Origin of the sequence: Streptomyces sp. NBC_00193, assembly GCF_026342735.1 — a bacterium.
GTDB lineage: Bacteria > Actinomycetota > Actinomycetes > Streptomycetales > Streptomycetaceae > Streptomyces > Streptomyces stoeckheimensis.
The window spans coordinates 261,834-288,176 of the sequence record NZ_JAPEMM010000002.1; the positions used below are offsets into that span (position 1 = coordinate 261,834).

Annotated in this window: 23 protein-coding genes; 7 read left to right on the top strand and 16 right to left on the bottom strand. The window is 72.3% G+C overall.

Annotated elements, in window-relative coordinates; translation table 11 throughout:
• Positions 1-76: 76 nt before the first annotated feature.
• The 4 genes from OG898_RS29280 to OG898_RS29295 all read right to left on the bottom strand — a co-directional run bounded on the left by OG898_RS29280 (position 77) and on the right by OG898_RS29295 (position 7,162).
• The gene (locus OG898_RS29280; protein ID WP_266960959.1) at positions 77-2,185 is read right to left on the bottom strand and encodes an MMPL family transporter; all 2,109 of its coding nucleotides are present in this window, start codon (positions 2,183-2,185) and stop codon (positions 77-79) included.
• A gap of 390 nt (positions 2,186-2,575) precedes the next feature.
• Positions 2,576-5,242: a DUF6493 family protein gene (locus OG898_RS29285; RefSeq protein ID WP_266960961.1), complete on the bottom strand. Its 2,667-nt coding sequence runs from the start codon at positions 5,240-5,242 to the stop codon at positions 2,576-2,578.
• Entirely contained in the window at positions 5,239-6,660 is a 1,422-nt protein-coding gene (locus OG898_RS29290) for an SWIM zinc finger family protein (protein ID WP_266960963.1), read from the bottom strand. The genes OG898_RS29285 and OG898_RS29290 overlap by 4 nt, the downstream gene beginning before the upstream one ends.
• Positions 6,661-6,736: 76 nt before the next feature.
• Positions 6,737-7,162 (bottom strand): hypothetical protein, encoded by a 426-nt coding sequence (locus OG898_RS29295; protein WP_266960965.1) that lies wholly within the window; start codon positions 7,160-7,162, stop codon positions 6,737-6,739.
• A 310-nt stretch (positions 7,163-7,472) separates the two neighbouring features.
• Here OG898_RS29295 and OG898_RS29300 point away from each other — a divergent pair, with 310 nt between their 5' ends.
• The gene (locus OG898_RS29300) at positions 7,473-8,195 is read left to right on the top strand and encodes a dienelactone hydrolase family protein (protein ID WP_266960967.1); all 723 of its coding nucleotides are present in this window, start codon (positions 7,473-7,475) and stop codon (positions 8,193-8,195) included.
• A 47-nt stretch (positions 8,196-8,242) separates the two neighbouring features.
• Here OG898_RS29300 and OG898_RS29305 read toward each other — a convergent pair whose 3' ends face one another.
• The 5 genes from OG898_RS29305 to OG898_RS29320 form a co-directional block, all read right to left on the bottom strand.
• Positions 8,243-8,881 (bottom strand): hypothetical protein, encoded by a 639-nt coding sequence (locus OG898_RS29305; RefSeq protein ID WP_250743390.1) that lies wholly within the window; start codon positions 8,879-8,881, stop codon positions 8,243-8,245.
• 2 nt (positions 8,882-8,883) lie between these two features.
• Positions 8,884-9,438: a matrixin family metalloprotease gene (locus tag OG898_RS29310; protein WP_266960970.1), complete on the bottom strand. Its 555-nt coding sequence runs from the start codon at positions 9,436-9,438 to the stop codon at positions 8,884-8,886.
• A 165-nt stretch (positions 9,439-9,603) separates the two neighbouring features.
• On the bottom strand, positions 9,604-10,338 hold the full coding sequence (locus OG898_RS36420) for an FUSC family protein (RefSeq protein ID WP_353963684.1): 735 nt from the start codon (positions 10,336-10,338) through the stop codon (positions 9,604-9,606).
• Positions 10,339-10,467 carry a hypothetical protein gene (locus tag OG898_RS29315; protein WP_266960972.1) on the bottom strand — a complete coding sequence of 43 codons (129 nt, stop codon included), beginning with the start codon at positions 10,465-10,467 and terminating at the stop codon, positions 10,339-10,341.
• A gap of 111 nt (positions 10,468-10,578) precedes the next feature.
• A complete protein-coding gene (locus OG898_RS29320) occupies positions 10,579-11,241 on the bottom strand; it encodes a deoxynucleoside kinase (RefSeq protein WP_250743386.1) in 663 nt (220 codons plus the stop codon).
• 496 nt (positions 11,242-11,737) lie between these two features.
• Between OG898_RS29320 and OG898_RS29325 the strand changes: the two genes are divergently transcribed.
• The 5 genes from OG898_RS29325 to OG898_RS29345 all read left to right on the top strand — a co-directional run bounded on the left by OG898_RS29325 (position 11,738) and on the right by OG898_RS29345 (position 18,919).
• Entirely contained in the window at positions 11,738-13,189 is a 1,452-nt protein-coding gene (locus OG898_RS29325; RefSeq protein WP_266960974.1) for a cytosine permease, read from the top strand.
• 53 nt (positions 13,190-13,242) lie between these two features.
• Positions 13,243-14,412 carry an agmatine/peptidylarginine deiminase gene (locus tag OG898_RS29330; protein ID WP_266960976.1) on the top strand — a complete coding sequence of 390 codons (1,170 nt, stop codon included), beginning with the start codon at positions 13,243-13,245 and terminating at the stop codon, positions 14,410-14,412.
• A 185-nt stretch (positions 14,413-14,597) separates the two neighbouring features.
• A complete protein-coding gene (locus tag OG898_RS29335) occupies positions 14,598-15,764 on the top strand; it encodes an agmatine deiminase family protein (protein WP_266960978.1) in 1,167 nt (388 codons plus the stop codon).
• Positions 15,765-15,884: 120 nt separating this feature from the next.
• Entirely contained in the window at positions 15,885-17,378 is a 1,494-nt protein-coding gene (locus tag OG898_RS29340) for an APC family permease (RefSeq protein WP_266960980.1), read from the top strand.
• A 125-nt stretch (positions 17,379-17,503) separates the two neighbouring features.
• Entirely contained in the window at positions 17,504-18,919 is a 1,416-nt protein-coding gene (locus tag OG898_RS29345; RefSeq protein WP_250743381.1) for an amidase, read from the top strand.
• Positions 18,920-18,954: 35 nt separating this feature from the next.
• Here OG898_RS29345 and OG898_RS29350 read toward each other — a convergent pair whose 3' ends face one another.
• The 3 genes from OG898_RS29350 to OG898_RS29360 all read right to left on the bottom strand — a co-directional run bounded on the left by OG898_RS29350 (position 18,955) and on the right by OG898_RS29360 (position 22,737).
• Positions 18,955-20,949, bottom strand: a complete 1,995-nt coding sequence (locus tag OG898_RS29350; protein ID WP_266960983.1) for a DUF2264 domain-containing protein — start codon at positions 20,947-20,949, stop codon at positions 18,955-18,957.
• Between the two features lie 122 nt (positions 20,950-21,071).
• Positions 21,072-21,803 (bottom strand): hypothetical protein, encoded by a 732-nt coding sequence (locus OG898_RS29355; RefSeq protein ID WP_266960985.1) that lies wholly within the window; start codon positions 21,801-21,803, stop codon positions 21,072-21,074.
• 265 nt (positions 21,804-22,068) lie between these two features.
• Positions 22,069-22,737: a TetR/AcrR family transcriptional regulator gene (locus OG898_RS29360; RefSeq protein ID WP_250743377.1), complete on the bottom strand. Its 669-nt coding sequence runs from the start codon at positions 22,735-22,737 to the stop codon at positions 22,069-22,071.
• 105 nt (positions 22,738-22,842) lie between these two features.
• Between OG898_RS29360 and OG898_RS29365 the strand changes: the two genes are divergently transcribed.
• Positions 22,843-23,877, top strand: a complete 1,035-nt coding sequence (locus OG898_RS29365) for an aldo/keto reductase (protein WP_250743376.1) — start codon at positions 22,843-22,845, stop codon at positions 23,875-23,877.
• A 22-nt stretch (positions 23,878-23,899) separates the two neighbouring features.
• Here OG898_RS29365 and OG898_RS29370 read toward each other — a convergent pair whose 3' ends face one another.
• From OG898_RS29370 to OG898_RS29385, 4 genes are all read right to left on the bottom strand, one after another.
• Positions 23,900-24,160, bottom strand: coding sequence for a hypothetical protein (locus OG898_RS29370; protein WP_250743375.1), 261 nt, complete (start codon positions 24,158-24,160; stop codon positions 23,900-23,902).
• The gene (locus OG898_RS29375) at positions 24,157-24,462 is read right to left on the bottom strand and encodes a DUF6247 family protein (RefSeq protein WP_250743373.1); all 306 of its coding nucleotides are present in this window, start codon (positions 24,460-24,462) and stop codon (positions 24,157-24,159) included. Before OG898_RS29375 ends, OG898_RS29370 begins: the two co-directional genes overlap by 4 nt.
• Positions 24,463-24,565: 103 nt before the next feature.
• Positions 24,566-25,186, bottom strand: coding sequence for a TetR/AcrR family transcriptional regulator (locus OG898_RS29380; protein ID WP_266960989.1), 621 nt, complete (start codon positions 25,184-25,186; stop codon positions 24,566-24,568).
• Entirely contained in the window at positions 25,183-26,235 is a 1,053-nt protein-coding gene (locus OG898_RS29385) for a TlpA disulfide reductase family protein (RefSeq protein WP_266960991.1), read from the bottom strand. The genes OG898_RS29380 and OG898_RS29385 overlap by 4 nt, the downstream gene beginning before the upstream one ends.
• Positions 26,236-26,343 lie beyond the last annotated feature (108 nt).

Consider the following 26,343-nt stretch of genomic DNA (forward strand, 5'->3'; position numbering starts at 1 on the left):
GCCCGGTTCAACGCTCCGGCCGGGTCGGGGCGGGTCCGGGCGGAGCGCTCGGGGGGAACGTCTTCGGTGGACGGGGTCAGTGGTCTTCCTCCTCGTCCGTGGCGCGGCTGAGCGCGCCCGGCCACCATGCGGCCGGGCCGATGTCCCGGACGAGGGCCGGTACCAGGAGGGACCGGACGACGAGGGTGTCGAGGAGTACGCCGAAGGCCACGATGAAGGCGATCTGGAGCATGAACGCCAGCGGGATGACGGCGAGCGCGGCGAACGTGGCGGCGAGGACGACACCCGCGGAGGTGATCACGCCGCCGGTGGCCACCAGGCCTCGTAGTACGCCCCGGCGGGTGCCGTACAGCAGGGATTCCTCGCGGACGCGGGTCATCAGGAAGATGTTGTAGTCGACCCCGAGGGCCACGAGGAAGACGAAGCCGTAGAGGGGTACGGAGGAGTCGGTCCCGCTGAAGCCGAGGAACTGCTGGAACACGATCGCGGAGATGCCCAGGGTCGCGACGAAGCTGAGGGCGACGGTGGCGACCAGGAGGAGGGGCATCAGCAGCGAGCGCAGCAGCCCTACGAGGATGATCAGGATGATCACCAGGACGACGGGGATGATGAGCATGCGGTCGTGCTCGGCGGTGCGCTGGGTGTCGTACTGCTGCGCGCTGGAGCCGCCGACGATGGCGTCCGCGTCCGGTACGGCGTGGAGTGCCTGACGCAGCCGGACGACGGTCTGCTGCGCCGCCCGGCTGCCCGAGGGGGCTTCGAGCGTGGCGTCGAGGCGGACCTTCCCGTCCGCCACGAGGGGTGCGCCGCCCGTCGGTCCCGCTGCGGAGAAGGGGGTGACCGCGGCGACGCCTTCGGTACGTTCGGCCGCCCGCGCGACCTGGTCGAGCCGGTCGGCGTCCGCGATCACGACGGCCGGGTTGCCCGATCCGCCGGGGAAGTGCTCGCTCAGGGTCTGCTGGGCAGCCACCGACGGGGCGTCGTTCACGAAGATCTCGTCCAGCGGCACTCCCTTGGCGTTGAGCGTGGGGGCGAAGGCCGCGCAGGCCAGGAGGGCGGCGAGGCTGAGGGCCCAGACCTTGCGCGGGGCACGGTCCACCACGGCCGCCACCTTCGTCCAGATCCCGTGGCCGGCGCCGTCCTCGGCGGTGTGCCCGATCCTGGCGGGCCAGTAGGCGGCGCGGCCGAGCAGGACGAGGACGGCGGGCAGGAAGGTGAGCGTGCTCAGCACCGCGCACACGATGCCGATAGCCCCGACCGGGCCGAGGGCGCGGTTGTTGGTGAGGTCGCTCAGCAGCAGGGCGAGCAGGCCGAGGGCGACGGTGCCCGCGCTCGCCGTGATGGGCCCGACGGACCGGCGCAGGGCGGCCCGTACGGCGGCGAACCGGTCCTCGCGGGCCTGGAGCTCCTCGCGGAAGCGTGCCGTGAGGAGCAGGGCGTAGTCGGTGGCCGCGCCGATCACCAGGATCGAGAGGATGCCCTGCACCTGCCCGTCGACGCGGACGATGCCGCGGTCGGCCAGCACGTAGACGATTCCGCAGGCGAGGCCCAGGGCGAACACGGCCCCGATGATGATCACCACGGGGAGCAGCACGCTGCGGTAGACCAGCAGGAGGATCAGCAGGACGGCCACGAGGGCAACGGCCAGCAGGAGTCCGTCGATTCCGGCGAAGGCATCGGCGAGGTCGGCCTGGCTCGCCGCGGGACCGGCCAACTGCGCCACGGTGCCCGGGACCTTCGCCGCGGCCGCGGCGATCTCCTCCAGGGTGCGGGGCAGCTCCTCCCCGAGGTCGGGTCGGAGCTGGACGACGCCTTGCAGGGCCCGGCCGTCGGCGGACAGGACGGCGGCGGAGGCGGCCGGGGCAGGGCCGGTCGTCTGGCCCGGGACGCTCAGGTCGGCCAGGGCCCGCGTGGCGTCCTCCTGTTGCCGGGGTCCCAGCTGCGCGCCCGGTGTCTTCGCCGTCCACACGACGATCACCGGCAGGCTCTCGTCCTGCCGGAAGGCCTTCTGCGCCTCGACGACCCGGGTGGACTCGGCGCTGCGGGGCAGGAAGGCGGTCTGGTCGTTGGTGGCCACCTCGCCGAGCTTCCCCGCGTACGGGCCCAGCCCGCCTCCGACGAGCAGCCAGGCCACGACGAGGACGGCAGGGATCAGCCATCGGGTGAACCGTGGTGAGGCGGACATGACGCTCCCGGGATTTCATCGAGGAGTTGCGTGGCCGGCGGTATCGCTCGACCCATGTATTCGCCGGGAAGGGCCGGAACGGATGCGACCCGCCGAGGATTCGGCGCCCCGGTGCTCGAAATCGGGGGATTGTGCGGCATCCGAGTGGACTTCGGCGCCGAGATCCATGCGGAAGCCTGTGCGCACCGAAGGCGACGTCGACAGGCACCCGGCGTCTGTACGGGATCAACCTGTTGACCGGCGCGGCACGCGGCCTCGGCGCCTTCCCGAAGAACCGGCCGGTCACCGACATCGCCTCTCCGCTCGACCAGTACTGACGGACGGTCCACGGAGGGCAGGGCCGCACCACTGGTGCGGCCCTGCCCTCCGGTGGCGGGGCCGGAAGGCCCGCTACCGGGGTCCCGCAGCCGGTCCTTCCGCGTTGCGCCGGAGGGCGTCGCGGAGGCGGGAGGCCTGGGTGACCAGGCGGGAGCGGCCGGGGCGGGAGGCGGTCTCGGCGAGGCCCGCGGGCTCGGGCGATGCCGCTCCCGACTGCTCCACGCAGTCGGCTGCCGTCGAGAGGAGGTCCCCGGCGCCCCTCGGGTCGGCCGAGCCGGTGAGCAGCACGGGGAGTACGGCGGCCAGGACGGCCCAGGTGGTCGTGCAGGCTCCGGTGGCGGCGGCGGTGCGCAGCGAGTCGGCGAGCCGGTTGGGTTTGACCGTGCCCAGGTTCAGGAGTTCGCCCAGGTCACTGCCCAGGCGGCCTGCGTCCAGTTCCTCCCGGGCCGCGAGGGTGAGCAGCGCGTCCACGGCCCGGAGCCGGTCCTCCGGGTGGCGGGCGCCGAGGCCGGTGGCCACGGCGAGGTGCAGGGCCGGCCCGGCGGCGGGTCCGCCGGCCGCGGCGAGCTCCGGGAGCGCGGCCAGGCCACCGCGCCCTTCGTGGACGGCGCAGGCCGTGACCTCGGGGAGCCACCAGGCGGCCAGGGTCTCCCGGTCCTCGGGCCAGGCCGCGATCAGCAGGGCGTCGGCGTCCTCTCCACCGTCCCAGCAGCGGTCGGTGGCCTTGCGGGCCTGCGCCAGTTCGTGGAACGCGGCCGGGAACTCCCGCAGCAGCGTCGTCCGTTCCGCCGTGTCGAGCACGAGGTGCGCGGGGGTTTCGCCATACGCGTACGGCACGGCCGACGCGGTGCGGCGGGTGAGGGCCGCGGGCTCGCCTGCCTCTCCGAGCCAGGCCGCCAGCCTGTCTCCCTCCGGTGTGCCGAGAGCTGCTGCGGCAGGAAGGGCGGCGGGGTCACGGCGTACGCGCAGCAGGGCCTGCGCGAGGTCCACCGGGGCGGGCTGCTCGCCGAGGCCCCGGTAGGCAGCGAGGCGCTCGACGAGCACCCGGGGATCCAGGGTGCCGGTCTGCCCGGTGGGCGTGGCGAGCAGGAAGGGCAGCGGCCGGGTCCTGATGTGCCGGGCCGCCTCGACCAGTCGGGCGTGGCGGGCGACGGCGAACGCCGTGTGGTGGCAGTCGCTGCGCCAGCTCACGAGCGCCTCCGGCTGCTCCCCGGTCTGATGCGCGTCCAGGACGGCGGCGGCGACGTGCGCGAGTCCGGCCAGCTCGCCGCCGTACCGGCGGGACCGGGCGGGGTCGAGCCACCACTGGTCGGCGAGCGCCGGGCGCAGCGCTTCGGCGAGGGCAGAGCGGTCCCGGTGCGCGTGTCGGACCAGGCCGTCCAGGGCCCGCTCGAACTCCTCGACGGTCACGGTACGGGAGTTGATGACGGCCGCGACGAGTTCCACGGTCTCCGCGACCGTCCCGGGGGCCGGGGCGAGCGGGACCTCGGCCGGGGGCGGCGGAAGGATCTCCCGGTAGGGAGCGGTCTCCTCGACGGGGGCGGCCGCCTCCTGCCCGAGGAGTTCCACGGCACGGGCCCGGTGCGCCGGGCTCAGCGACCGGGCCTGCTCGGCGAGTTCGGCTCGCAGGGCGGGGTCGTCGGTGAGGTGGAGGGCGGTCAGTTTGAGCGCCCGCTCCTGGATGTCGGTGTCGGGGTGGCCGAAGGCTTCGCCGAGCACCGGAAGCAGCTCGGGGGCGGCCGTCGGGTCACGGCGCAGCTCCTTGCCGATCAGCACCAGCTGGGCGCGGACGAGCTTCTTCTCGGGGCGGAAGAGGACGGCTGCCGACATCTCGGCCAGCAGTCCGGGGGTGAGGTGGCCCGCCGCGGCGAGCCGCGCGAGTATCTGCTGGGCGTACCCGGCCACCGGGGACGGGGCGTCGGCGGTCAGCGCGATCCAGTCGGCGGTGCGCTCGCGCTCTTCTTCCTCGGTCGGCCGGAGCGCCTGCCAGATGGCCTGGTAGGGCTTCAACTGGTTGTACTTGCCTCCGCGCAGCAGGCGGGCCGTACATCCGTCGAGGAGGACGGCACGGTCCACGATGCCGTCCGCCGCCAGGCCGGCCAGGGCTGCCGGCCAGTGGTGGGGGTCGTCCGGGTCGCAGCGCCAGCCGAGGAACCGGACCGGCTCGGCGGTCTCGAAGAGGCACGGCACGAGGGCGCCGACGTGGGGGTCGCGGCGCAGGGCGAGGGCGAGCGGGGTGCGGGAGGTGCCCACGGTCGCGGCCCAGCCTTCGACGCAGCCGTCGGTGGTGGGCATCGGGCAGCCTGCGATCCGGACGAGTTCGCTGATCAGCGGGTAGTCCTGTTCGACGGTGGAGGCCCGGGCGGCCAGCCGGTGGGCGAGGTCGCCGAGCCACCCCGCGTCCCGGTCGGCCAGGACGTCGAGCAGGACGCCGACGGGCACCTGCTGCCAGCGGCGCATGTCCCGGGCGCCGATCCATGCGGCGGCTGCTGCCGCGCCGGTGTGGCAGCCGGCTCCGGCGACCACCAGAGCCGGACTCATCAGATCCCTTTGCTGCCAGCCGTCCCAGCCCTGGGCCCGCAGTTCGGCGCGCAACTCCTTCAGACCGACGAGCAGTTCCCGGCGCTGCGTGCGGTCCAACAGCTTGAGCCGCCCGGGCAGTTCGGCGGTACGTCCCCTGCGTACCGCCGCGAGGGCGCCTTCGGTGGAAACCTGCTCGGGGGCGGAGGTGAGGTTCATCGTGCGGCTCCGGTGGAAGCGGTGTCGGCGGCATGGGCGGCAGTGGCGGTGGTGGCGGATGCCCGCAAAGCCATCCGGGTGGCGAGGGCATGCTTACAAGGGCCTCGGCGGCCCCGGTGGTCGGCCCACCACTGGCAGGTGCAGCTGAGAGCGCCTCCGGACTCGCGTACTTGGTAGCGGCGTTCGCCGGAGGCCACGACGGAGGTGCCGCGGCGGTCCAGGGTGACCGCGCCGGCCGTGAGCAGGGCCCGGGCGGCGACGAGGCGCGGGTTGTGGCGTTCGGCGCGCCGGGCGTCGTAGGGCAGCTCCCGGTGGAAGTAGGCGGCTTCGGCGATGTCGTAGCCGACCCGTCCGGCGGTGCCGAGGCGGGTGAGTGCGGCCCTGACCCGTGCGACCGGGAGGCCCGACTGGTCGGCGAGGTCGGCCGGGTCGATGCGCGGTTCCCAGGCGAGCAGGACGGAGATCAGCTCGGCGTCCTCGGCCGCCTCGTCGGTCGCGAGGGCCTCCAGGACGGCGCCTTCGCCGGAGAATCCGCGGTCCGGCTCCGGGGAGAGGGTGAGGGTGAGCCGCATGCCCGGCAGGCCGATCTCCCAGGCGGAGGCGGTGGGGTTGGCTCCGTCCGCCGCAGGACCGTGGACGCGCAGGCCGGTGGCCTGTCGCAGTACCCGCTGGAGGGCGGCGAGGCGCTCGGGGCCGGGCAGGCAGACCGCGCCGGGGACGGGCCGGGTGGTGGGGCGCAGGGTGCGGCCCGCGGGGACCACCCAGAGCGGGCCGCCCGCGGCTCCGCCTCCCCCCGCGGTGCGCGGGAGGGAGCGCAGGAATCGGGCGGTCTCGACGGGTCCCAGTTCGGCGCGCAGGTCGAACCCGGTGGTGATGGCCTGGGACTCGGCGAAGCCGCGCAGCCAGCGGTCGGGCAGCGGCACCTTCTTCTCGACGACCGCGCCGTCCAGGGTGGTGACGGCCATCTCGTCGGGGCCGACCCGCAGGTGCAGCGGGTCGTCTCCGGTGAGCCGGGACAGCGCCTCGCGCAGCGGGTTGTTGACGTCGACGTTGGTGGTGCCGTGGCCGGTGTCGGCGCCGCGCAGCCCCTCGGGCAGCACGTCGAGCCGGGCGTACACACCACAGCAGCCGGAGAAGGATTCGAAGCGCAACCGGTCGCCGTTGCCGGTGACCACCGGGTCGAGCGAGGCGCGCAGGGTGCGGCGGAAGTAGCGGGCCGCGGCCACGTCCGCGACGGCGAGCAGCGCGCGGGCGGCCGCCTGAGGGGCACTCAGGAACCCGGCGAAGAACTGCGGGTGGGCCTCGGCCCCGGCCGGGGTCAGACCGCCCGCGGTCTCCAGGCCGAGGGTCCGGCCCTCCCCGGCGGAGGTCAGCGAGGAGGGGCGCGCGTAGGCGAAAGTGTGTGCGGTTCGCGTCATGAACGGGACGTTAGGCGGGGCCACTGACAACGCCGCCGAGGCAGTGGACAACTCCGGAGGGAGCCGCCTTGCCCGCCTATACGGGCTCCTCGTACAGCTCGATCTCGGAGGGCCCGCGATCGCGGAGCAGTCCGAGACGCTTCTCCATGGCGGCGAACCACTGGTCGAGGTCCGCGTCGGTGTCGTGGAAGTACCAGGAGTCGAAGCTTCCCGCGGCATCCAGGGCGGGTTCGGGCTCGTAGCGCAGTTCGCAGTGGACCTGCACGTAGTGGTCGTGCTCGCCGTCGTCGTCGTTGACGCCGAACTGCCGGGTGAGGTCCAGCGTGAACATCGGTCGCCCGGTGAAGGCGTACGTACCGTACTGGACGAGCAGGCCGTCGGACTCGGGGGACGGCTCCGCGCCGAAGCGGTGCTGCGCGAAGCGCACCCAGGCCAGCCATGCGGCTCGAGTGGTCAGCTCGGTCGTGGCCGAACGGCCCACGGCGAGCTCGGCACGCAGCAAGGCGAGGGCTTCTTCTTTCCGTTGTTTCCTGTGCACGCCGGCTCTCCTCGCATCGTGAACCAGCACCTTAGCGGCGTGGAGACGGCTCACGTCCTGCTCTGGTCACGGAGGCGTCCGCCGAAGGGCGGGCGGCTCGAGAACTCGTTTGGCGGGCCGCGGCGACCGCTGATACTTTCCCGGAGGCCGTGCAAGAGAACGAGGAGGTGGTACCCGTGAACGCTGTATCGACATGGGTGCTCCCCTCCGGGGTCACGGTCGGACGCTAGGTCGTCCGGGAGCGCCTCTCCGAGCACTCCCGAAAGGCACGACCATGGAATTCACTTCTGCGCAGCGTCTCGACGACGGCGTGATCGAGCGCGAGTTCACACTCGGCGAGATCCCCGGCACCCTGTGGACGCCCGAATCCGCCGTACCTCTCCCGCTGATCCTGATGGCCCACAACAACGGCCTGCCCAGGAACCAATCCCGGCTGGTGGCCCGGGCCCGGCACTCCGCGGCGGCCGGCTACGCGGTGGCCACCATCGACGCCGCCGGGTGCGGTGGCCGGCCCCGTTCCGCCGCCGACGAGCAGGCGCGCGGCGAACTCCGCCGGGCGATGCAGGCCGGCGAGCCGGTCGAGGAGATCTTCGAGTCCCTGGTCGGCTCGCTGGTCGAGAAGGCGGTCCCGGAATGGCGGACCACCCTGGACGCCCTCCTTGCGCTGCCCGGAATCGGCGGCCCGGTCGGGTACTCGGGTTGGATGGCCCTGGGCATCCGCCTGACGGCGGTCGAGCCGCGCATCTCCGCCGCCGGCTTCTTCGCCGGGGGTTTCGTGCCCCGCGCCCAGCACGAGGAGGCCCGGCAGGTCACCGTTCCGCTGCTCTTGCTGCTGCAGTGGGACGACGAGGGGAACCCCCGGCAGCGGGCCCTGGACTTGTTCGACGCCTTCGGCAGCAAGGAGAAGACGCTGCACGCCAATCCGGGCGGGCACACCGGTACCCCGTGGTTCGAGGTGGAGGACGGCAGCCGGTTCTTCGACCGGCACCTGAAGTAGCACCAGGCCGTAAGAGGGGAAGCGCCCCCTGCCCTCCTGTCCCCGCCCTATTCGGTGACGGTGTCGTCGCACAGCGGCTTCGGGGGCGCCTTCTCGATCACGTCCCGCCAGTAGTCGGCCTCCCCGGCCGCACCACGGCGTGCGGGCTGGATCAGCGTGGCGAACGTCGTCGTCCCCGGATGTGCCTCCAGGTCTCCGGGGCCGATCGCGACCACGTACGGCTGCCCCGGCTCCATGATCACCTCTCGGCTCGAGGTGCCCGTCGTGAACGAGCCGGGCGCACCGCCGGGTTCCACCCGCTGCGAGACGCCGATGGCCGGGGCGAACTTCCCCTTCATCGCCTCCACGATCCGTACCGGCGTCGTGACCAGCTGGGGATTCTCGGCGCCGACGGCCTTCGGGTCGTGCGCGGCCTCGCCGGTGGCCTCGACCACGGCGATGCCCTGGGCGTAGCTCGCCACCTCTGAATCCGTGCCCTCGGCGAGCGCCCCGCACAAGCTCTCCGTGTACACCTCCCCGCTGTTCGCCCAGACGTACCAACCGCCGGTTCCGAGGAGCAGGGCGGCCACGGTCCCGCCCATCGCCCACGTCTTCATGCTCGCGGCCCTGCTCTTGGTCTCGGTCCCGGCCTGGGTCTTGGTCTCGGCCGCGGTCTCGGTCCCGGTCTTCGTTTCGGTCTTGGCCATGGTCAGCCCCACAGTTTCGAGTAGTTGGCCCTGTCGACGTCCTGCGGGAGGTCGAAGTACGCGTGGGCGCCCGGCCACATCAGGGACCGCACGTAGCCCGGCCCGCCCGCGTCGGACTTGTGGCACAGGCCCAGGGCGTGGCCCAGCTCGTGCGCTGCGATCTGGCGGCGCTTGGTCCGGTCGGCGTTCTTCATCGCCGCCGTGTTGAAGCGGATGTAGTCGGTCTGCCCGGGGCCTCCCCGGTAGGTCCATTTCGCGGCGGCGGTGTCCTTGGGGTCGTTGTAGTCCACGAACTCCAAGTCGTTGACGGTGCTCGCCGAGTCCGGGGCCAGCTCGATCTTGTGGCCCGCGTACTGCCAGGCCTTGAGCGCATGCTTGTACGCGTCGGCGTAGGCCGTGGTCGCCGTCCATCTGATCTCGCCGTCGTCCACCGAGCTGTACGACCGCGACTCGGACTCGCCCTTGACGCACGGCGCGGCGGCGACGGCTGCCGCTGGGGGCGGGGCGGTCAGGAGCAGGGCGGCAGCCGCCGATAAGGCCGCGAACAGTCGCTTCATCCCGTTTACGGTAGGGCCCCGCACGGCGGGGCCGATCGTTTCCTCTCCCCCGCACGGGGATGTTCCCCCACCCCCGGAACGGCAACGCCCGAACGCGTTCGAGGGGACGCCTGTTGGTGCGTACGACCGTCCGAATCGGTGCGGCGGGCAGGGGTGTCTTTCGGATCAGGCCGGCGTCTGTGCTCGGTGTGGTGCACGCCGCCGGGGTCTTCGTCGTGCCAGGTGCCGAGTGCGGTGCGGACGGGTTCCCAGGTGGGGACGCGGTGGTCCCGTACCGCACGGTCCGCGTCCTCGGCCGACTGCTGCAATGCGGTGGCCAGGGTGGCCGCCGAGGGCAGGAGGGGGCTGCCGGGGGCATGGTGACGTGGGCGAACCCGGCGAGGGCCTGTTCGGATCCGGCCTCCGTGGTGCGGGAGAGGCCGCGTTGGCGTACGGGTTCCTTCTCGGCCAGGGCCACGGCGTTGCGCCAGGCGAGGACGGAGGCACGGGCGGGCAGGACGGCTTCGCGGCTGTCGCGGGCGCTCTGCAGGGTGGGCTCGGCGTAGTGGCGCACGACGGTGGCGGCGTAGACGAGGTCCGTCTTGATCCAGTCGGCGAGCCGGGTGCGCAGTCGGGGCGTCTCCCAAACAGCAGGATCAGGCCGCCGAAGATCACGGAGAGGGTCCCGGACGCGAGGGGTCCGGGGTGGGCGAGCTGCACGATGGTGCCGGCGATGATCAGGCCGAAGACGGTGCCGCCGAGGCGGGCCGCGGCGCGGCCGTAGGTGCGGGAGAAGCCCGGGCGCAGGATCAGGACGGCGCCCAGCGGGACCCGGTAGCCGCGTCCGAAGGGCAGGGCGCGGCCGATGAGGCCCAGCAGGGAGCCGTAGGCGGCGCTCGCGGCCGCGGTACCGCCGAACAGTCACAGCGCGACGGAACCCGACAGTGCCAGGCCCGCCGTCGCGCGCAGGGTGAGCAGCGGTTCGAGCCTGGTCCGCTCGATGCGCAGGCCGGCCCGAGCGGTGTCCTTCAGCGTGCTCGTCCAGCCCATGGGGCGAGATCACGTCGCGAACCCGGCGATATCGCGGACTGCCGCGATCCCCCTCGGCGCGCAGCAGGGTGCGGCGCTCGCGCCGGGTGAGGGGGACGCCGCCTGGCGCCGTCAGGCCCTGGGACGGCCTGCCGCCAGGGCGTCCTTGACCTCGCGCGCCACGCGGGCCGCGTCGTCCGGGTTGTGCACCACGTCCGTGTGGTTCATGTCGATGACGAGGACCTCGCTGGCCGAGTAGTGCTTGTTCACCCAGTCGTCATAGCCGGCCCACAGCGTCCGGTAGTACTCGACGAGGCTCTCGTCCTGCTCGAAATCACGACCCCGCAGCCCGATGCGGTGCAGCACCGTCTCGAAGTCCGCCTTGAGGTAGACCATGAGATCGGGCGCCTTGCGGTACGGCAGGCCGTCGATCTCGCGCATCATCTCGCCCAGCAGTCCCTCGTAGACCTGCATCTCGAGGGAGCTGATCCGGCCCAGGTCGTGATTGACCTTGGCGAAGTACCAGTCCTCGTAGATCGACCGGTCCAGGACGTTGTCGCCCTGCTTGTACGCCTCCTTGATCGCGGCGAAGCGCGTCTGCAGGAAGTACAGCTGGAGGAGGAAGGGGTAGCGCTTCGCCTCGATCTCCTCGGGGCTCGCCGTGTAGAAGAGCGGGAGGATCGGATTGTCTTCCACGCTCTCGTAGAAGACTTCGCTGCCCAGCTCCTTGGCGAGCAGCTCGGCCACGCTCGTCTTGCCGATTCCGATCATGCCTCCGACGCAGATCACTGGCATTCCTCACTTCTCCCTGGGGGTCTTCTGTTCGCGGGCGCGTGGGCCGGGCGCCCCACCCCACTGAGACACGTGTCGGCGGTCGCTCGATTCCCCATGATCGTCGTGATCTTCATGATCAGCGTCATGCGGTCCCTGCCCGGACCGAAGCCCCCCGAAGGCGGGAATCCCTCCCCGGCGGGCCGGACCAACCGCCCCCTGGGTGCCGCGGACAGCGACGAGCCACCACCCCGCGGTCGCCTTGAAGCATAAATGACGCCGCGCCGCGGGCCCGCCCGGGCGCCGGCGCCCGCTCCACCCCGCCCTCGTACCGGCTGTCCACGCCGAGATCTCCCCGGCACCCCGCAGGACGACTCCCCCTCGAAGTGCCCGTCAGAGTCAGCCCGTCTCAGCCATTGACTGAAATTTCCGTCAGTCCCTACTGTGAGCGCACCCGATCGCCCCTGGAACGTCAGGGCCGCCGACGGATTCATGCAAGCCCCCGCGTACAGGAGCCCACATGGCCCCAGTTGGTTCACCCACGCACGACTCCGCATCCCCTGCGGGCATCGAACAGCACTCGATCGACTGGGTGCCCCTATCCGAACGGCACGGCAAACCCTCGAGCGTCGGGGCCATCTGGTTCGTCGGCAGCCTCAACCTCACCGGCCTGGCGACCGGCGTCGTGACGCTCTCCATGGGGGCCTCGCTCGTCTGGACGGTGATCGCCACCGTCCTCGGCTCGCTCTTCGGCACGTTCTTCATGGCATTCCACTCGGCTCAGGGCCCTCAACTGGGTCTTCCCCAACTGGTCCAGTCCCGGCCCCAGTTCGGGTACCTGGGTGCCGCGTTCACCGTGTGGGTGTTCGCCTTGATCAACTACGTTGCCTTCAACACCTCCGACGCCCTGCTGTCCGGCCAGGCCCTGAACATGCTCACCGGGATTCCCAACGGGCTCGGCTATGCGATGGCCGCCGTGGTGGCGGCCGTGATCGCCCTGTTCGGATACGAATGGATCCACCGCCTGAACAAATGGCTCACCTGGCCCTTCGTCGTGATCACCGCGGCGATCACCGGGGCGGCCCTGTTCGGCGGAGGGCTGCCGGACGGCGTCTGGGACGCCGGCCCGTTCGACCTCGCCCCGTTCATGCTCGTGTTCGTCTTCGTCGCGGGCTTCCAGCTCGGCTGGGCGCCGTACGTCTCGGACTACTCGCGCTACCTGAGGCCCGACGTCCCCGTGCGCAGCACCTTCTGGTGGACCTACCTGCCCAGTGCGATCTCCGGGATCTGGGTGTTCGTCCTCGGCGCCGTGGTCTCGGCCGGTGCCCCCAAGGGAGCCGACCCCGTGACCGCCCTGAAGCTGGCGGCCGACCGGTTGTTCAGCGGGTTCGGCACGGTCGCCGTCGTCGTCCTGCTGGTCGGGCTGCTCTCCATCATGGCGATCAACCAGTACGGCGGCAGCCTCACCATGATCTCGATCATGGACTCGTTCCGGCCGGTCAAGCCGACGCGCGCCATCCGGGTCGCGACGATCGGGATCATGATGGTGGCCGTCGGGACGGTCTCCATCCTCGTCGGCATCGATCAGTTCAACTGGTTCTTCGCCAACGTGGTGGTGGTGCTGACGTACCTCTTCATCCCGTGGACGGCCATCAACCTGGTCGACTTCTTCTTCGTCCGGCGCGGCCAGTACGTCGTCAAGGAGATCTTCAACCCACGCGGCATATACGGCCGGTGGGGATGGCGAGGAAATCTCTCCTACGGCATCGGCCTGGCCTGCATGGCCCCGTTCATGGTCATCACCGGCCTGTACGTCGGGCCCGTGGCGGAGAGCCTCGGCGGCGTCGACTACTCGATCTTCGTCGGCCTGCCGGTTTCCGGCATCCTCTACCGGCTCTTCGCCCGAAGCCTCGACCTGGACGCCGAACGCCGGATGGTCCGAGAGGAGGGGCTGCTGGCACCGCTCCACTGAACACCCCGCGCCTGCGCGTAAAGGATCTCCACGAGCATGAGTAGGAGCACCACGTGAACTCAGAGAACAACGGCCGCAAGACCGCCATCAGCCGCAGGACCCTCCTGACCCGCACCGGAGCGGCCGCGGCCGCGCTGGCGGTGGGGCCGGCCCTCGGCGGCATCCAGCCCGCCATGGCCGCCTCCTGGCGCGTGCCCGGGGAAGAGACCCCGCACAAGCGGACCTGGATGGCCTGGCCCTCGAGCTCCACGATCTGGGGCGGCACGCTGTCCAGAATCCAGTCCGACATCGCCAAGCTCGCCAAGGAAGTCGCCAAGTACGAGCAGGTCATCATGTGTGCGGACGGCTCCTCGGCCGCATCACAGGCCAGGAGCATGTGCGGGTCCACCGTCACGGTGATCAGCTCGGTTCCCGTCTCGGACTGCTGGATGCGGGACACCGGCCCGCTGTTCCGCGTCGACGGCGCCGGCGGCCTGGACGCCATCGGCCTGAACTTCAACGCCTGGGGCGAGAACGCCACGAGCTTCTACGGGATCCCCGCCTCCGCCTACAACAAGGACCGCGCGGTCGCGCAGAACCTCGCCGCCTACAACGGCGTTGCGTTCGCCAGGGCGGCCGTGGTCGGCGAAGGGGGCGGCGTGGAGTACGACGGCGACGGCACGCTGATGGCGACGGAGAGCTGTTGGGTGAACTCCAATCGCAACCCCGGCAAGACGCGGAGCCAGATCGAGGCGGAGCTGCTCTCGCGGTTCGGCGCCTCGAAGATGATCTGGCTGCCCGGCGTCACCGGGGAGGACGTCACCGACGGCCACATCGACGGCACCGCCCGCTACATCAAGCCCGGCGTGGTGATGGTGCAGTTGGCCGGCGCGGTGCGGCCGGCCGTCTGGACCGCCAACGCAAACGCCATCCGAGACGTGCTGGCGAACGCGACCGACGCCCGGGGGCGCCGACTCCAAGTCCTCACCATCGAAGGCCCCGACGTCCTGCCGCGGATCTCACGGGGCAAGCAGGCGGCATTCCTCAGCTCCTACATGAACTGGACGGTGACCAACCAAGCGGTGATCACCACCCAGTTCGGCGACACCGCCAAGGACGCGGCGGCCAAGACGGCCATCGCGGCCGCCTACGGGAGGCCCGTCGTGCAGCTCAACCTCGACAACCTCTACGGCAACGGGGGCGGTGGCGCCCACTGCGTCACGATGCAGGAGCCCAACCGCTGAGCAACGGCGGGCCCGGGTCTCGCACCCGAGACCCGGGCCCGCCGGGGTGCGGCCCGCCCGGTGACGTCCGGGATCGACATTGACTGAAAGTTCAGTCAGTTTAGGCGTTCATTTCATTGACTGAATTTTCAGTTCAGACCAGGATGTGGGACGCATCACCTGTCTCTTGTTCACCAGGGAGTCCCATGAACGACACCCCAGCCACGTCCCGACGCAAGCTGCTCCAGTTCGGCGCGGCGGCCCTGCCGCTCGCGGCCTTCGGTTCCGCCCTGCCGTCGGTCGCCCGGGCGGCCACGGCCGCCGGCGGCGCCACCGCGCTGCGGATGCCCGCGGAGGAGGACCGGCACGTCCGTACCTTCATGGCCTGGCCGGCGCTTTCCTCTGTGTGGGGCAACAGCCTCGGCGCGGTGCGCAGGGACATCGCCAAGGTGGCGTACGCGATCTCGCGCTACGAGCCGGTCGTGCTGCTCGCCCGCCCCGGTCAGGCCGCGGACGCCCGGTACCTGTGCGGGAGCGGCGCCTACTACGGCATCGACGTCATCGAGATAGCCAACGACGACCTGTGGATCAGGGACTTCGGCCCCACCTTCGTCGTGGGCCCCGGCGCGATCGCCGGGGTGGACACCAACTTCAACGGCTGGGGGAAGACCGCCGCACCGTACGCCCAGCCCTTCGCCCATGACGCCGTGGCCGCCGAGACGCTCCTCGGTCAGTACGGCGTCAACCGGATCCAGGCGTCGTTCGTCGGCGAGGGCGGCTCGCTGGAGACCGACGGCCAGGGCACCCTGCTGGCCACGGTGAGCTCGCTGGTCAACAGCAACCGCAATCCGGGCAAGTCGCAGGACCAGGTCGAGCAGGCGATGAAGGCGGCGCTCGGCATCGACAAGGTGATCTGGGTCCCCGGCCTGGCCGGCCAGGACATCACCGACTGCCACATCGACTGCCTCGCCCGCTTCACGGCGCCCGGCAAGGTCATCCTGGACAAGCCCGGCCGCGGCGCCGACAGCAAGTGGATCGCCGTCTACGAGGAGACCGCGCGGATCCTGCGCGGCGCCACCGACGCCCAGGGGCGCGCGCTGGCCGTCACCGAACTCCCCGGCCCGGACCGCAGCGCCATCCGCGGGCAGGGCAACGACTTCCTGTCGAGCTACACCAACTACTACACGGTGAACGGCGCCGTCATCGCCCCGCAGTTCGGTGACGGCTATGCCGACGGCCTGGCCTACACCATCCTGCAGTCCGCCTATCCCAGCCGGAACATCGTCCAGCTCAACATCGACAACATCGCCTCCGGTGGCGGCGGAATCCACTGCGCCACCCAGTCGCAGCCCGTCGTGCCCCCGCTGATCTAGCCCCCGCGCGGGAGGGGAAGCCCGGCCCGACAGCACGACCGGTGTCCGGCACGACCGTTGTCCGGCACGACCGCAGTCCGGCACCACCGTTGACCGGCACAGCCGAGGAGAGGCGCAGGGATGAACAGCAGGCGGAGCGACCGCGGGGGCGGGCTACAGACCGAATCCCTGAGTACGTTCGACTCGGTGGTCATGGCGGTGGCGGGCTGCGGGCCGGCCTACACGGTCGTCGCGTTGGTTCCCGCGCTCGTCGCCGCGGCCGGCTTCGCCTCGCCGGCCGTCCTGCTGTTCTGCGCGTTCCCGATCGTGGGCATAGCCCTCGCCCTGCGGCACCTGGGGAGGCTCGACGTCAGTTCCGGCGCCACCTACTCCTGGGTGTCCAGGACCCTGCACCCCTTCCTCGGGTTCCTCAGCGGGTGGGCGGTGGTCGTCGCGACCATCCTGTTCATCTTCGCGTCGACGACCCCGGCGGGCAGCGCCACCCTCTCGCTCTTCGACGAGGACCTGGCCGGGAACGACGCCCTGGCGACCGTGGTCGGGCTCGGCTGGTTCCTGCTGATCGCAGCCCTCGTGGCATCCGGGGCCAAGATCGCCTCCCGGGTGCGGACCGTCGCGGTCGGGATCCAGCTGGCCCTGCTGCTGACCGTTGCGGTCGCCGCCCTGACGCGGGAGGACGCCACCTCCGCCTTCTCGTTCTCGTGGTTCGGCCTCGGCCACTTCGACGCGACCCACACCTTCACCGCCGGAGCGCTGATCGCCAGCGCCCTGTACTGGGGCTGGGACGTGACGGCCAACCTCAGCGAGGAGACGCGCGGCGGCCGCGGCGGCTCCGGACTGGGCGGACTGATCGGCCTCCTGGTCTTCGCCTCCACACTGCTGACCCTGACCGTCGCCGCGAACGTGCTGCTCGGCCCGGACGCCGTCACCTCGACGGACGGCACCTTCCTCCTCCAGCTCGGTGAAGCGGCCTGGCCCGGAACGGGCGGCACACTGCTCGTCCTCGCCGTGCCGCTCTCCATGGTCGCCACGCTCGAGACCACGCTCCTCCAGGCGACCCGCACCCTGTTCGCGATGGGCCGGGACCGGACGATCCCCTCCTTCTTCGGCCGGATCCACCCTCGGCGCCAGACCCCCGTCGCCTCCACGGTGGCGGTCGTCGCGGTCACGGTGGCGGCCCTGCTGCTAGTGGCGCTCCTCGGCTCCGGGGTGGTCGTCCTGGAGCACGCCCTGAAGGGGATCGGTCTGCTGATCGCGTTCTACTACGCCCTGGCCGGAATCGCCGTCAGCGTGGCCTACCGCGGCGTTCTGCTCGCCTCCGTCGGCAACCTGGTCTTCCTGTGCCTGTGGCCGCTCGCGGGCACCGCCTTCAACATCTGGGTCTTCGCCGCCTCGATCCCCACGCTGACCGGCACGGAACTGGCCATCGGGCTCGGCCTGCTGGCCCTCGGGCTGGTCCCGGTGACCGTCGCACGGATCCGGGGCGGCCGCTCCTTCTTCCAGCCCCGGCCGCTCAGCCCGGTGTACGAGGAAACGACCGACGAGCGCCTTCCCGTCGCTCCGTCCGACGCCGGTCCGGCCGGCGGCCGGCGGGACGGCCTCCTGTCCGACTTCTGAGCGAGCCGTCCAGAGGCCCTGCCGATCGACGGGAGGCAGTGAATGACCGTAGAAATCCTCGCGTGTTACCTGCCGGTAGGCAATGATGGCGGGCGACCATCCACGCGACGGAGGCTGAGGCAGCGGTGACGACTTTCGACGGACCGACGATCGTGCACGCGTTCCGGGACGACGCCCTGGGAGAGCACGACGCCGTCGGTCTCGCCGCGGCGATCCGGCGGGGCGAGGTCTCCCCCGCCGAGGCCGCCCGGGACGCCCGGGCGCGGGTGCGGGCGGTCGACGCACGACTGGGTGCGGTCCAGGTGCACACCGACGGCCCGGCCCACACCGCCGGAACCGGCGGCGCCTTCGCCGGGGTGCCGACCTTCGTCAAGGACAACACCGACTACCAGGGCCTCCCGACGGGCCACGGCAGCACCTCCTTCCGGCCGAGGGCCGCCAAGCAGCACGCGCCGTTCACCCGGCAGCTCCTGAGCAGCGGCGTCACGGTCCTGGGCAAGACCCGGCTGCCCGAGTTCGGGTTCAGCCCGACCACCGAGTACGACGGTGCGGAGCCGGTGCGCAATCCGTGGCACACCGACTACTCGGCGGGCGGTTCCTCGGGCGGCAGCGCGGCCCTGGTCGCTGCCGGCGCCGTGCCGATCGCACACGCCAACGACGGCGGGGGCTCGATCCGCATACCCGCGGCCTGCTGCGGGCTCGTCGGCCTGAAGCCGAGCCGTGGCCGGGTCGTGCCGAGCGCCCTGGGCCGCCAACTGCCGCTCGACATCATCTCCGACGGAGTCGTGAGCCGTTCCGTGCGGGACGCCGCCGCGTTCCTCGCCGCCGCGGAGACCTACCGGCGGAGTCCCGGACTGCCGCCCGTGGGTCTGGTCGAAGGACCCTCGGCACGACGGTTGCGCATCGGGTTCGTCCTGGACTCGCCGAACGGCGTGCACTCCGACGCCTCCACCCGGGCGGCGGTCACGGAGACCGTGGCGACGCTCGAACGGCTCGGACACACGGTGGAACCGGTGGAGCTGGGCATGGACCCGAGCTTCACCGACGACTTCCTCACCTACTGGGGGATGCTGTCCTTCCTCCTCGGCGTCACGGGCCGGACCCTCGGCGCGGACTTCGACCGGCGCCGCATGGACGGCCTCAGCCAGGGGTTGCGCGAGGAGTACCTGCGGAACTGGCGGCGGACTCCGGGCGTGCTGCGGCGGCTGAAGCGTACGAAGGAGGCCTACGCGGGGTCCTTCCGCGGGCTCGACCTCGTGATGTCGCCGGTGCTCGCCCACACCACGCCGCCGATCGGCCACCTCAGCCCGACCGTTCCCTACGCGAAGCTGATCGAGCGGATCCTCGCGTACGTGGCGTTCACACCGGTCGACAACGTCGTCGGCACTCCGTCCATCTCCGTACCCTCCGCCGCCGCGACGCCGGACGGCCTGCCCGTCGGCGTCATGTTCGCCGCGCGCCCCGGTGGTGAACGCAAGCTGCTGGAGATCGCGTTCGAGCTGGAGGCGGACCGGCCCTTCCGGCGCATCCAGGACCAGTGACGCCGGCACGAGGAGCGGGGCGGGGCCTGCGCCCGCTAGCCGGCGGCGGGCGGCAGGTGCTCCACGCACAGGGGCGCGAAGGCGACCCGGGTCAGTGACCCGTCCTGCGCCCATCGCACCTCGATGGAACTTCGGTCCGCCGTCACCGCGGTGACCACATCGGTGACGGCCTCGGTGACCGCCTCGGTCATCGGATCCGGACCGGTTTCGCCGGTGAGCGCGACCAACGCCGCGTAGAGGCGCGTTCCTCCGCCCTCGGCCGTCAGGCGGGGCACGCTCGCCCACCGCGTGAAGGCGGTCCCGGCCGGCGCCCTCGCCTCGTCGCGCGCCTCCCAGCCGTGCACCGGGTGGAGCTCCGAGCGCAGTGGCTCCTCGGGCCCCGTGGCCCAGCCCGTCTGTTCCACGCGGGCTCCGTACGGGGCTCCGTACACCCGATGCACGCGCAGTTCGTACCGGCCGCGGACGAAGGTGACGCTCTCCACGCGCAGGCCCGGGACGGTGGGCGGGCCGCCCGGGAACACCGGCCGGTGCCAGGAGGCGGCCCAGCCCCAGCCGCTGCCCTGGCCGGTCCCCAGCGGCTGGATGCGCCGCCGGACACTGCGGGCGCCCGCGACGACCACGGCGAGGTGGTTGTCCGGGGTGTTGGCGCTCGCGGTGGGGCCGCTGCGGGTGGAGTAGGCCTGGCGGGAGTAGAGCGGGTCCTCGTCGCGGGCCGCTTCCGGCTGGTCCGGCCCGACGTGGTCGCTGCCGTGGTTGTGCAGTCGTACGATCCCGTCGGCGCGGGTGGACTGGACGAGCAACCCGGGCGCGGCCAGGGCGAGCACCTGGTCGGGGCCCTCGCTGGGCGCGGGCTGCTCCGTCGCCGTCCACAGCGGGTGCGTCGGCGGGGCGAGCAGGCAGACGAAGGCCTTGGAGGCCCAGTACGGCGAGGCCGGACCCGAATAGCGTTGCAGGGTAGCCCCGTGCGGGCCGTGCCAGCCGAGGCCGAGCAGGCCGTCGGCGCCGACGGCGCCCCGGTCCAGGAAGTAGCGCAGCGAGCCGCTGATCAGGCGGCGTGAGGTGCCGGGGGTGAGCGGGGTGTGGCCGGTGACCGCGCCGAGCCCGACGGCGGATGCGGCGGCGAAGCGGTAGGTGAGGGAACGCCCGAAGTGGATCGGCGCCCCGTCCGACCCGAAGAGGAGGGAGAAGCTCTCCAGGTGGGCCCGCAGCCGGTCACCGTGCGGGGCCGGCCCGTCCGGCACCGCGGGGCCGGGGCCGTCGAGTGGGGTGCCGAGGTGGGCGTCCAGGTGCGCGTCCAGGTGCGCGTCGAGGTGCGCGTCGAGGTGCGCGTCGAGCACCGGATACAGGTGCAGCGCCCAGCCGTTGTAGTGGTCGAAGGCCCTGCCGTCGCCGTCGGCGTACCAGCCCTGGCCGCCGTACCAGCCCTCCAGGAGGTCGAGGGCCCGGCTGCGGGCCCTGGCCGTCTCGGCGTCGCCGCGGCCCACGGATTCCAGGAAGCCGGCCACGGTGTACGGGAAGAGGTACCAGTTGTTGGGGCTGGGCACATGGCGCAGGGCTCCGCGCAGCCACTCCTCGGTGCGGTCCTGCACCGCGCCGTCGAGGCGGTCCCACAGCCAGGGCCGGGTCAGCCGGAGCCCGAGGGCCACCGACGCCGACTCGACCATCGGCTGGCCGCCGGCGTGCACGTCGCGGATGACCGGCCAGGACTCCGCATCGTCGCGGCCCGGTGTCCGGGTTCCCGCCGCCAGCCCGTCCGCGTACCGCTCCAGCCAGTCGTACGGGTCCGCTCCCCCGGCCCCCGACACCCGGAAGGCCGCGGCGAGGAAGGTACGTGCGTAGCCTTCGAGCCCGTCGGAGCGTACGCCCGAGGCCGACGGCCGTCCCGGCAGGTCGAGCAGGGCCCCGCGCGGCGTGGCCCACCGCCAGGCCGCGCGCAGCAGCCCGTCGGCCACCGCCTCCCAATGCGCGCGGGTGTAGCCGGTGTACGGGCTCGACGCGCGGTCTTCGCGGGGCAGTCCGGGAAGGGTCATGCGGGGATCTTGATCGACCGGCCGGATCGGGTCAAGGGAGCGGATCAAGGGAACGGATCAAGGGCCGAGGTCCGGTCGAGAACGATCCGCCGAGGGGCGGGCCACGGCGATCGGACGGGGGCTCAGGCCGCGGCGTCCCAGGCCGTCGTCAGCCCGTCCAGCCACGCGGGCGGCAGCTCCGCCGCGTCCCACTCCTCCCGCAGCGCCTGCGGCTCCGCGGCGAGCCGCTCGAGTACGGCGATGCTCGTTGCGGAGTGGACGAGCGAGAAGCGGCCGTGCACCGTGATGGCGCTGCCCGCTCCGAACGTCGCGAACAGCCGCCCCAGCCGGGCCCGGTGCTCCTCGGTGAACTCCGTCAGCCGCCCGGCGTACCGGGCCCGCTGCCGCGGGCTCATCGTGGCGAGGACGGCGGTGAGCACCTCCTCGGTCGCCTCCGGATCCAGTTCCGAGACCTCGGCGAACGACAGGTACAGGGGCGTGAGCGCCACCTGCGTCCGCTCGACCTCCATGCGCCTGGCCCGCGGGCGCCCGCCGGCCGCGTCCTCGTCCCCCTCCGGGCTGACCACCCGGAGCAGGGTCCGCTCGGTGACGGCGCCCAGCTCCGCCAGCACGTCCCCGGCTCCGTCGAGCCACCCCGAGTCGTACGGCTCGCCCTTGTCCCCCGGCGCACTCCGGTCCCGGCCGCCCAGTTCCTCGTACGCGAGCGCCAGCGCTCCCGCCTCCAGCAGGCCGATCAGTTCGCGCGCGTCATCGGAAGGGACCCCCGCGCGTGCGAGGAGTTGCAGGAGCGTCGTCCTCGCGTTGTCGACGCTGATCTCGTCCGGCCACTGCCGTCCCTCGTCGGCCCCGCTCATCAGATCCTCTCCGTTCTCGGCCACCGCACCGCCCAGCACTTCATTGTGACCGAGCGCCGTCGAGGAGGCCGGACCCGGCCTTCCCCGGTTCGTTCCCGCAGCTGCGGGAACCGGCTTCCTGAGCTGGGACTCTATGCGCCCGCGCGCTGTTGTCGAGCAGTTTCCCCGCATCCGGCAATCTACCCATAACCTGCCCCCGAGCTGCGGGCGACCTGCGCCCGGACCGCGGCGCCCGCCTGCACGCGCGCCCTCGCGGGCGAAGCCGCTACGCCTCCCGTACGTACGCTCCGGCGCGTGCGGCCGCCGCCGCCGCGGCCGCCGCGCGGTCGGCCTCGGCGTCGTCGAGCGGGAGGGGCGTGGTCAGCAGGCGGTAGTAGAGGGGGGCGGACACCGCGCGGATCACCTCGTGCGGGTCGGTCCCCCCGGGCACCTCTCCGCGAGCCACGGCCTCCCGGACGCACTGCGCCCACTCCTCGACGCGCACGGCGTAGAAGCCGTGCAGGGATTCCGCCGCCTTCGGGTCGCAGGTGGCGGCCGCGATCACCGCCTTGAACAGGGCCCCTTGCCGCGGGTCGGCCAGGGTGCGGCACACCAGCCGGGCGTTGGCCGTCAGGTCCCCGAGGAGCGAGCCCGTCTCCGCCCGCGGTACGGACTGTTGCGCCATGTCCAGCAGCACGTCGGCCATGAGGCCGGCGACGGTGCCCCAGCGGCGGTAGACCGTCGTCTTCCCGACGTCGGCGCGCCGCGCGATGTCGGCGAGGTCCAGGTGCGCGAAACCCCGCTCGGCCAGGACGTCCTCGGCGGCCCGGAGCACCGCTTCCCGCACCCGCGCCGTACGCCCTCCGGGCCGCGCGCTCCCCGGCCCGGCACCCGGTTCGGCCCCCGGTTCGGCCGGGCCGGCCACCCGGTCCGGCCCTGCTGCGGCGAACTCCATAACGGGACTCCCGTTCCATTAAGCGATAGGACTTGATACGCTCGGGCCATCTTAACGGAACCGCAGCCCCATTAGGTGGAGTCGCGGGTGATGAGGGGATGCGTCATGGAGTACAGGCGGCTGGGGACGTCCGGGCTTCTGGTGCCGGAACTGAGCTTCGGAGCGGGCACGTTCGGCGGGCAGGGGCCGCTCTTCGGCGCGTGGGGCGACACCGGCGTGCAGCAGGCGCGCCGCCTCGTGGACATCTGCATCGACGCCGGGGTCACGATGTTCGACACCGCCGACGTCTACTCCGCCGGCGCCTCCGAAGAGGTCCTGGGAGCCGCCCTCAAGGGGCGCCGGGACCAGGTGCTCATCTCCACCAAGGCCGGTCTGCCCATGGGCGACGGCCCGGACGCGGCGGGGACCTCGCGGTCCCGGCTGATCATGTCCGTCGACGACGCGCTGCGCCGCCTGGGCACCGACCACATCGACCTCTTCCAGCTGCACGCCTTCGACGCCGGCACTCCCGTCGAGGAGGTGCTGTCCACCCTGGACGACCTGGTCCGGGCGGGAAAGATCCGCTACACCGGCATCTCCAACTTCTCCGGATGGCAGGCGATGAAGTCCCTCGCCGCGGCCGACCGGCACGGCCGCCCGCGCTACGTCGCCCATCAGGTCCACTACTCCCTCGTGGGCCGCGACTACGAATGGGAGCTCATGCCCCTCGGACTCGACCAGGGGCTGGGCGCGATCGTCTGGAGCCCGCTCGGCTGGGGCCGGCTCACGGGCAGGATCCGCCGCGGTCAGCCGCTGCCGGCCGGGAGCAGGCTGCACGACACCGCCGACTACGGCCCGCCGGTCGAGGAGGAGTACCTCTACCGCGTGGTCGACGCCCTGGACGAGGTCGCCGGGGAGACGGGCAGGGCCGTCCCCCAGATCGCCCTGCGGTGGCTGCTCCAGCGGCCGACCGTGTCCTCCGTCATCATCGGCGCCCGCAACGAGGAGCAGCTGCGCCAGAACCTCGGCGCCGTGGGCTGGACGCTCACCGCGGAGCAGATGGCGAAGCTGGACGCGGCGAGCGGCCGGACGGCCCCCTACCCCTACTTCCCGTACCACCGGCAGGAGGGCTTCGCCCGCCTCAACCCTCCGGTGGTCTGAAACGTGCCCCGTGCGCGGGCCTTCAGCCGAGCCACAGGATGTTCAGGACGGACAGCCGGTGCAGGGGCCGGTTGATCCAGTAGGTGAGCGACAGCCGGCCGACCGAGGCCAGTCGCACGTCCTGCCCTTCGGGGTCGTCGGGGTTCCACTGGCGGAATCCCCAGGGGTCGGCCACGGCGGCGTCCAGGACGTCCCAGACCGTGTTCTCGGCGTCCTCGGGCAGGCTGTCGAGAACCTTCGCGGCCGGCCCGGAGAATCGGATCGCGTACGGCTGTCCGGTCACCGGCGCCTGCTCCGCGGTATGGCCGTCTCCACGAAGGCGCTGTCGTCGTAGCCGGACGCGACGAACGCGTCGACCTCCGGGGCGGAGGCGAGGCGGGCCTGCCAGATCTGGAGGGTCTCGTACAGCGCGGCGAGGGAGAAGGTGCCGCGGGATTCCTCCAGTGCGGCGGCCCACTCCCGCTCGAAGGCCGGCACCCACTGCGGGGCCCGGCGGTCGGCACGGAGCCGGCCGAGGAGTTCGGCCGGGGCTCCCGGAGCGGGGGCGTACGGCGTGACGGGGGCGTGGTCGGGCTGCGCGCTCATCGGCTGTTCCTCCCGGCGGGTCGTACCGCCACGGTACGCGTACCGGGACGCCCGGGATGCCGGCATGGCCGGATCCCGGGCCGGACGGGCGCCTGACGCCCCCTCATGGCGAGCCGTTCGTCAGGAACGCGGCCACCGCGGCCCTGGTGAGGGTCCGGTAGCGGTGCTCCGCCGTCTCGGCCGTGAAGTGGCCCGCGAGCTCCAGGGTGATCGAGCCGTGGGCGGCCGCCCAGATGACGTCCGTGACCTCGTCGACGTCCGCGTCCGGGCGGAAGACTCCGCTCGCCACGCAGGCTCGTACGGCTTCACGCAGGACCTCCAGGCTGGCGGCGGCGATCGCGCGGGCCTCGGGGGTGGGGGTGAAACCGGGGATGAGGCCGGCGAACATGACCTGGTAGAGGTTGCGTTCGGTCAGGGCGTTCTCGCGGTAGGCGCGGCCCAGGTCGGCCAGGTGGGTGGGTGGATCGGTGGACGGGGGGACGGCCTCCAGACTGCGGCGCAGGCGGTCGAAGCCCTCCTGGTACAGGGCTTCGGCGATGCCGTCCTTCGCGCCGAAGTGGCGGTAGAGGACCGTGGTCGAGCAGCCGGCCGCGGTGGCGATGCGGCGCATGGTCAGGGCGGCCGCACCCTCTGCGGCGAGGAGCTGGGCGGCCAGGTCGAGGAGGGCGGCGCGCAGCGCTTCCTGGCCTTGGGCCTGGGTGCGGGTGTAGAGGTCGCCGCTCATGCCGGCTGCCAGTCACCGAGGGGGCGGTAGATCGGGATGCCCGCTTCGGTGAGCGCGGTGCGCTTGGCGAAGTACTCGTCGCCCATCGGGTCCAGGCCGCGCAGGGGCATGGTTCCGCGCCAGATCGTCAGGTCCTCCGGGGCGAGCTGCTCGGCGCGCGCGAAGTGCGCTTCGGCTTCGGTCGCGCGGCCGTCCCGGTGGAGCCACAGGGCCAGGGCCGCTTCGGTACGGGCCGACTGCTGGGTGGCCGTGGCGCGGCGGGTGTGCCGGGTGACGTCCTCGTCGGACAGCCCGCTGTCGCCGGTGAGGACCCAGCGGTCGAGTGCGGCCAGCGCCGCGCCGGAGTCCAGGCCGGACAGTTCGCGGAACAGGTCGGTCGCGAACTGCGTGTCGTGGGGACGGGCCACCTTCCCTTCCTCGTCGATCCACAGGACGGTCGGGACGTTCAGGACGTCGTAGAGGTCGGCCACGACGCCGTCGGCGTCGATCAGCGCGGGGTGGGTCACCGCGGCCTCGGCGATCCACGGCGCGGCGTCGGCGGCGCGGCGGTCCACGGCGACGCTGAGGACGCTGAATCCGTGTTCGGCGAGTGCGGCGTGGCGGCGCTCCCATTCGGGGAGGTCGTAGCGGCAGCCGCACCACGAGCCCCAGAAGACCAGGGCGACCTTGCGGCCGCGAAGGTCGCTCAGCGAGTGCGGCACGCCGTCGGCGTCGGGGAGGGTGAAGTCGGGGGCGGTGACGCCGGCGAGGGCCCGCGAGCGTTCCTGCGCGGAGACTCCGAGGGCGATCACCCCGGCGTCGGTCGCGACCGGGCGGTCGAGGATCTCGGCGAACGCCACCGGGTCGAGCAGGCCGTCGTGTTCGGCCCGGGCGGCGGCGGAGACGGGCACGCACAGGTCGCCTCGGCACCATCCGTGCGGCTTGCGGACCCAGCCGAGGGCCTCTTCGACCGCTTCGGGGGCGAGCAGGACACGGCCGTCCGGGCCCGTCTGCGCGGCTACGACGGTTTCCCTGCCGTCGTCCAGGATCGTGACGTGCGCGCTGTCCATGACAACCCCCGATGCACTCGAAAAAACCTCGTGCCGAGAAAATAACATCGTTATTGTCTGCGCCGCAAGGCCACGGGGGCATCGTCGCGGGGGCTTCCGTACGCTGGC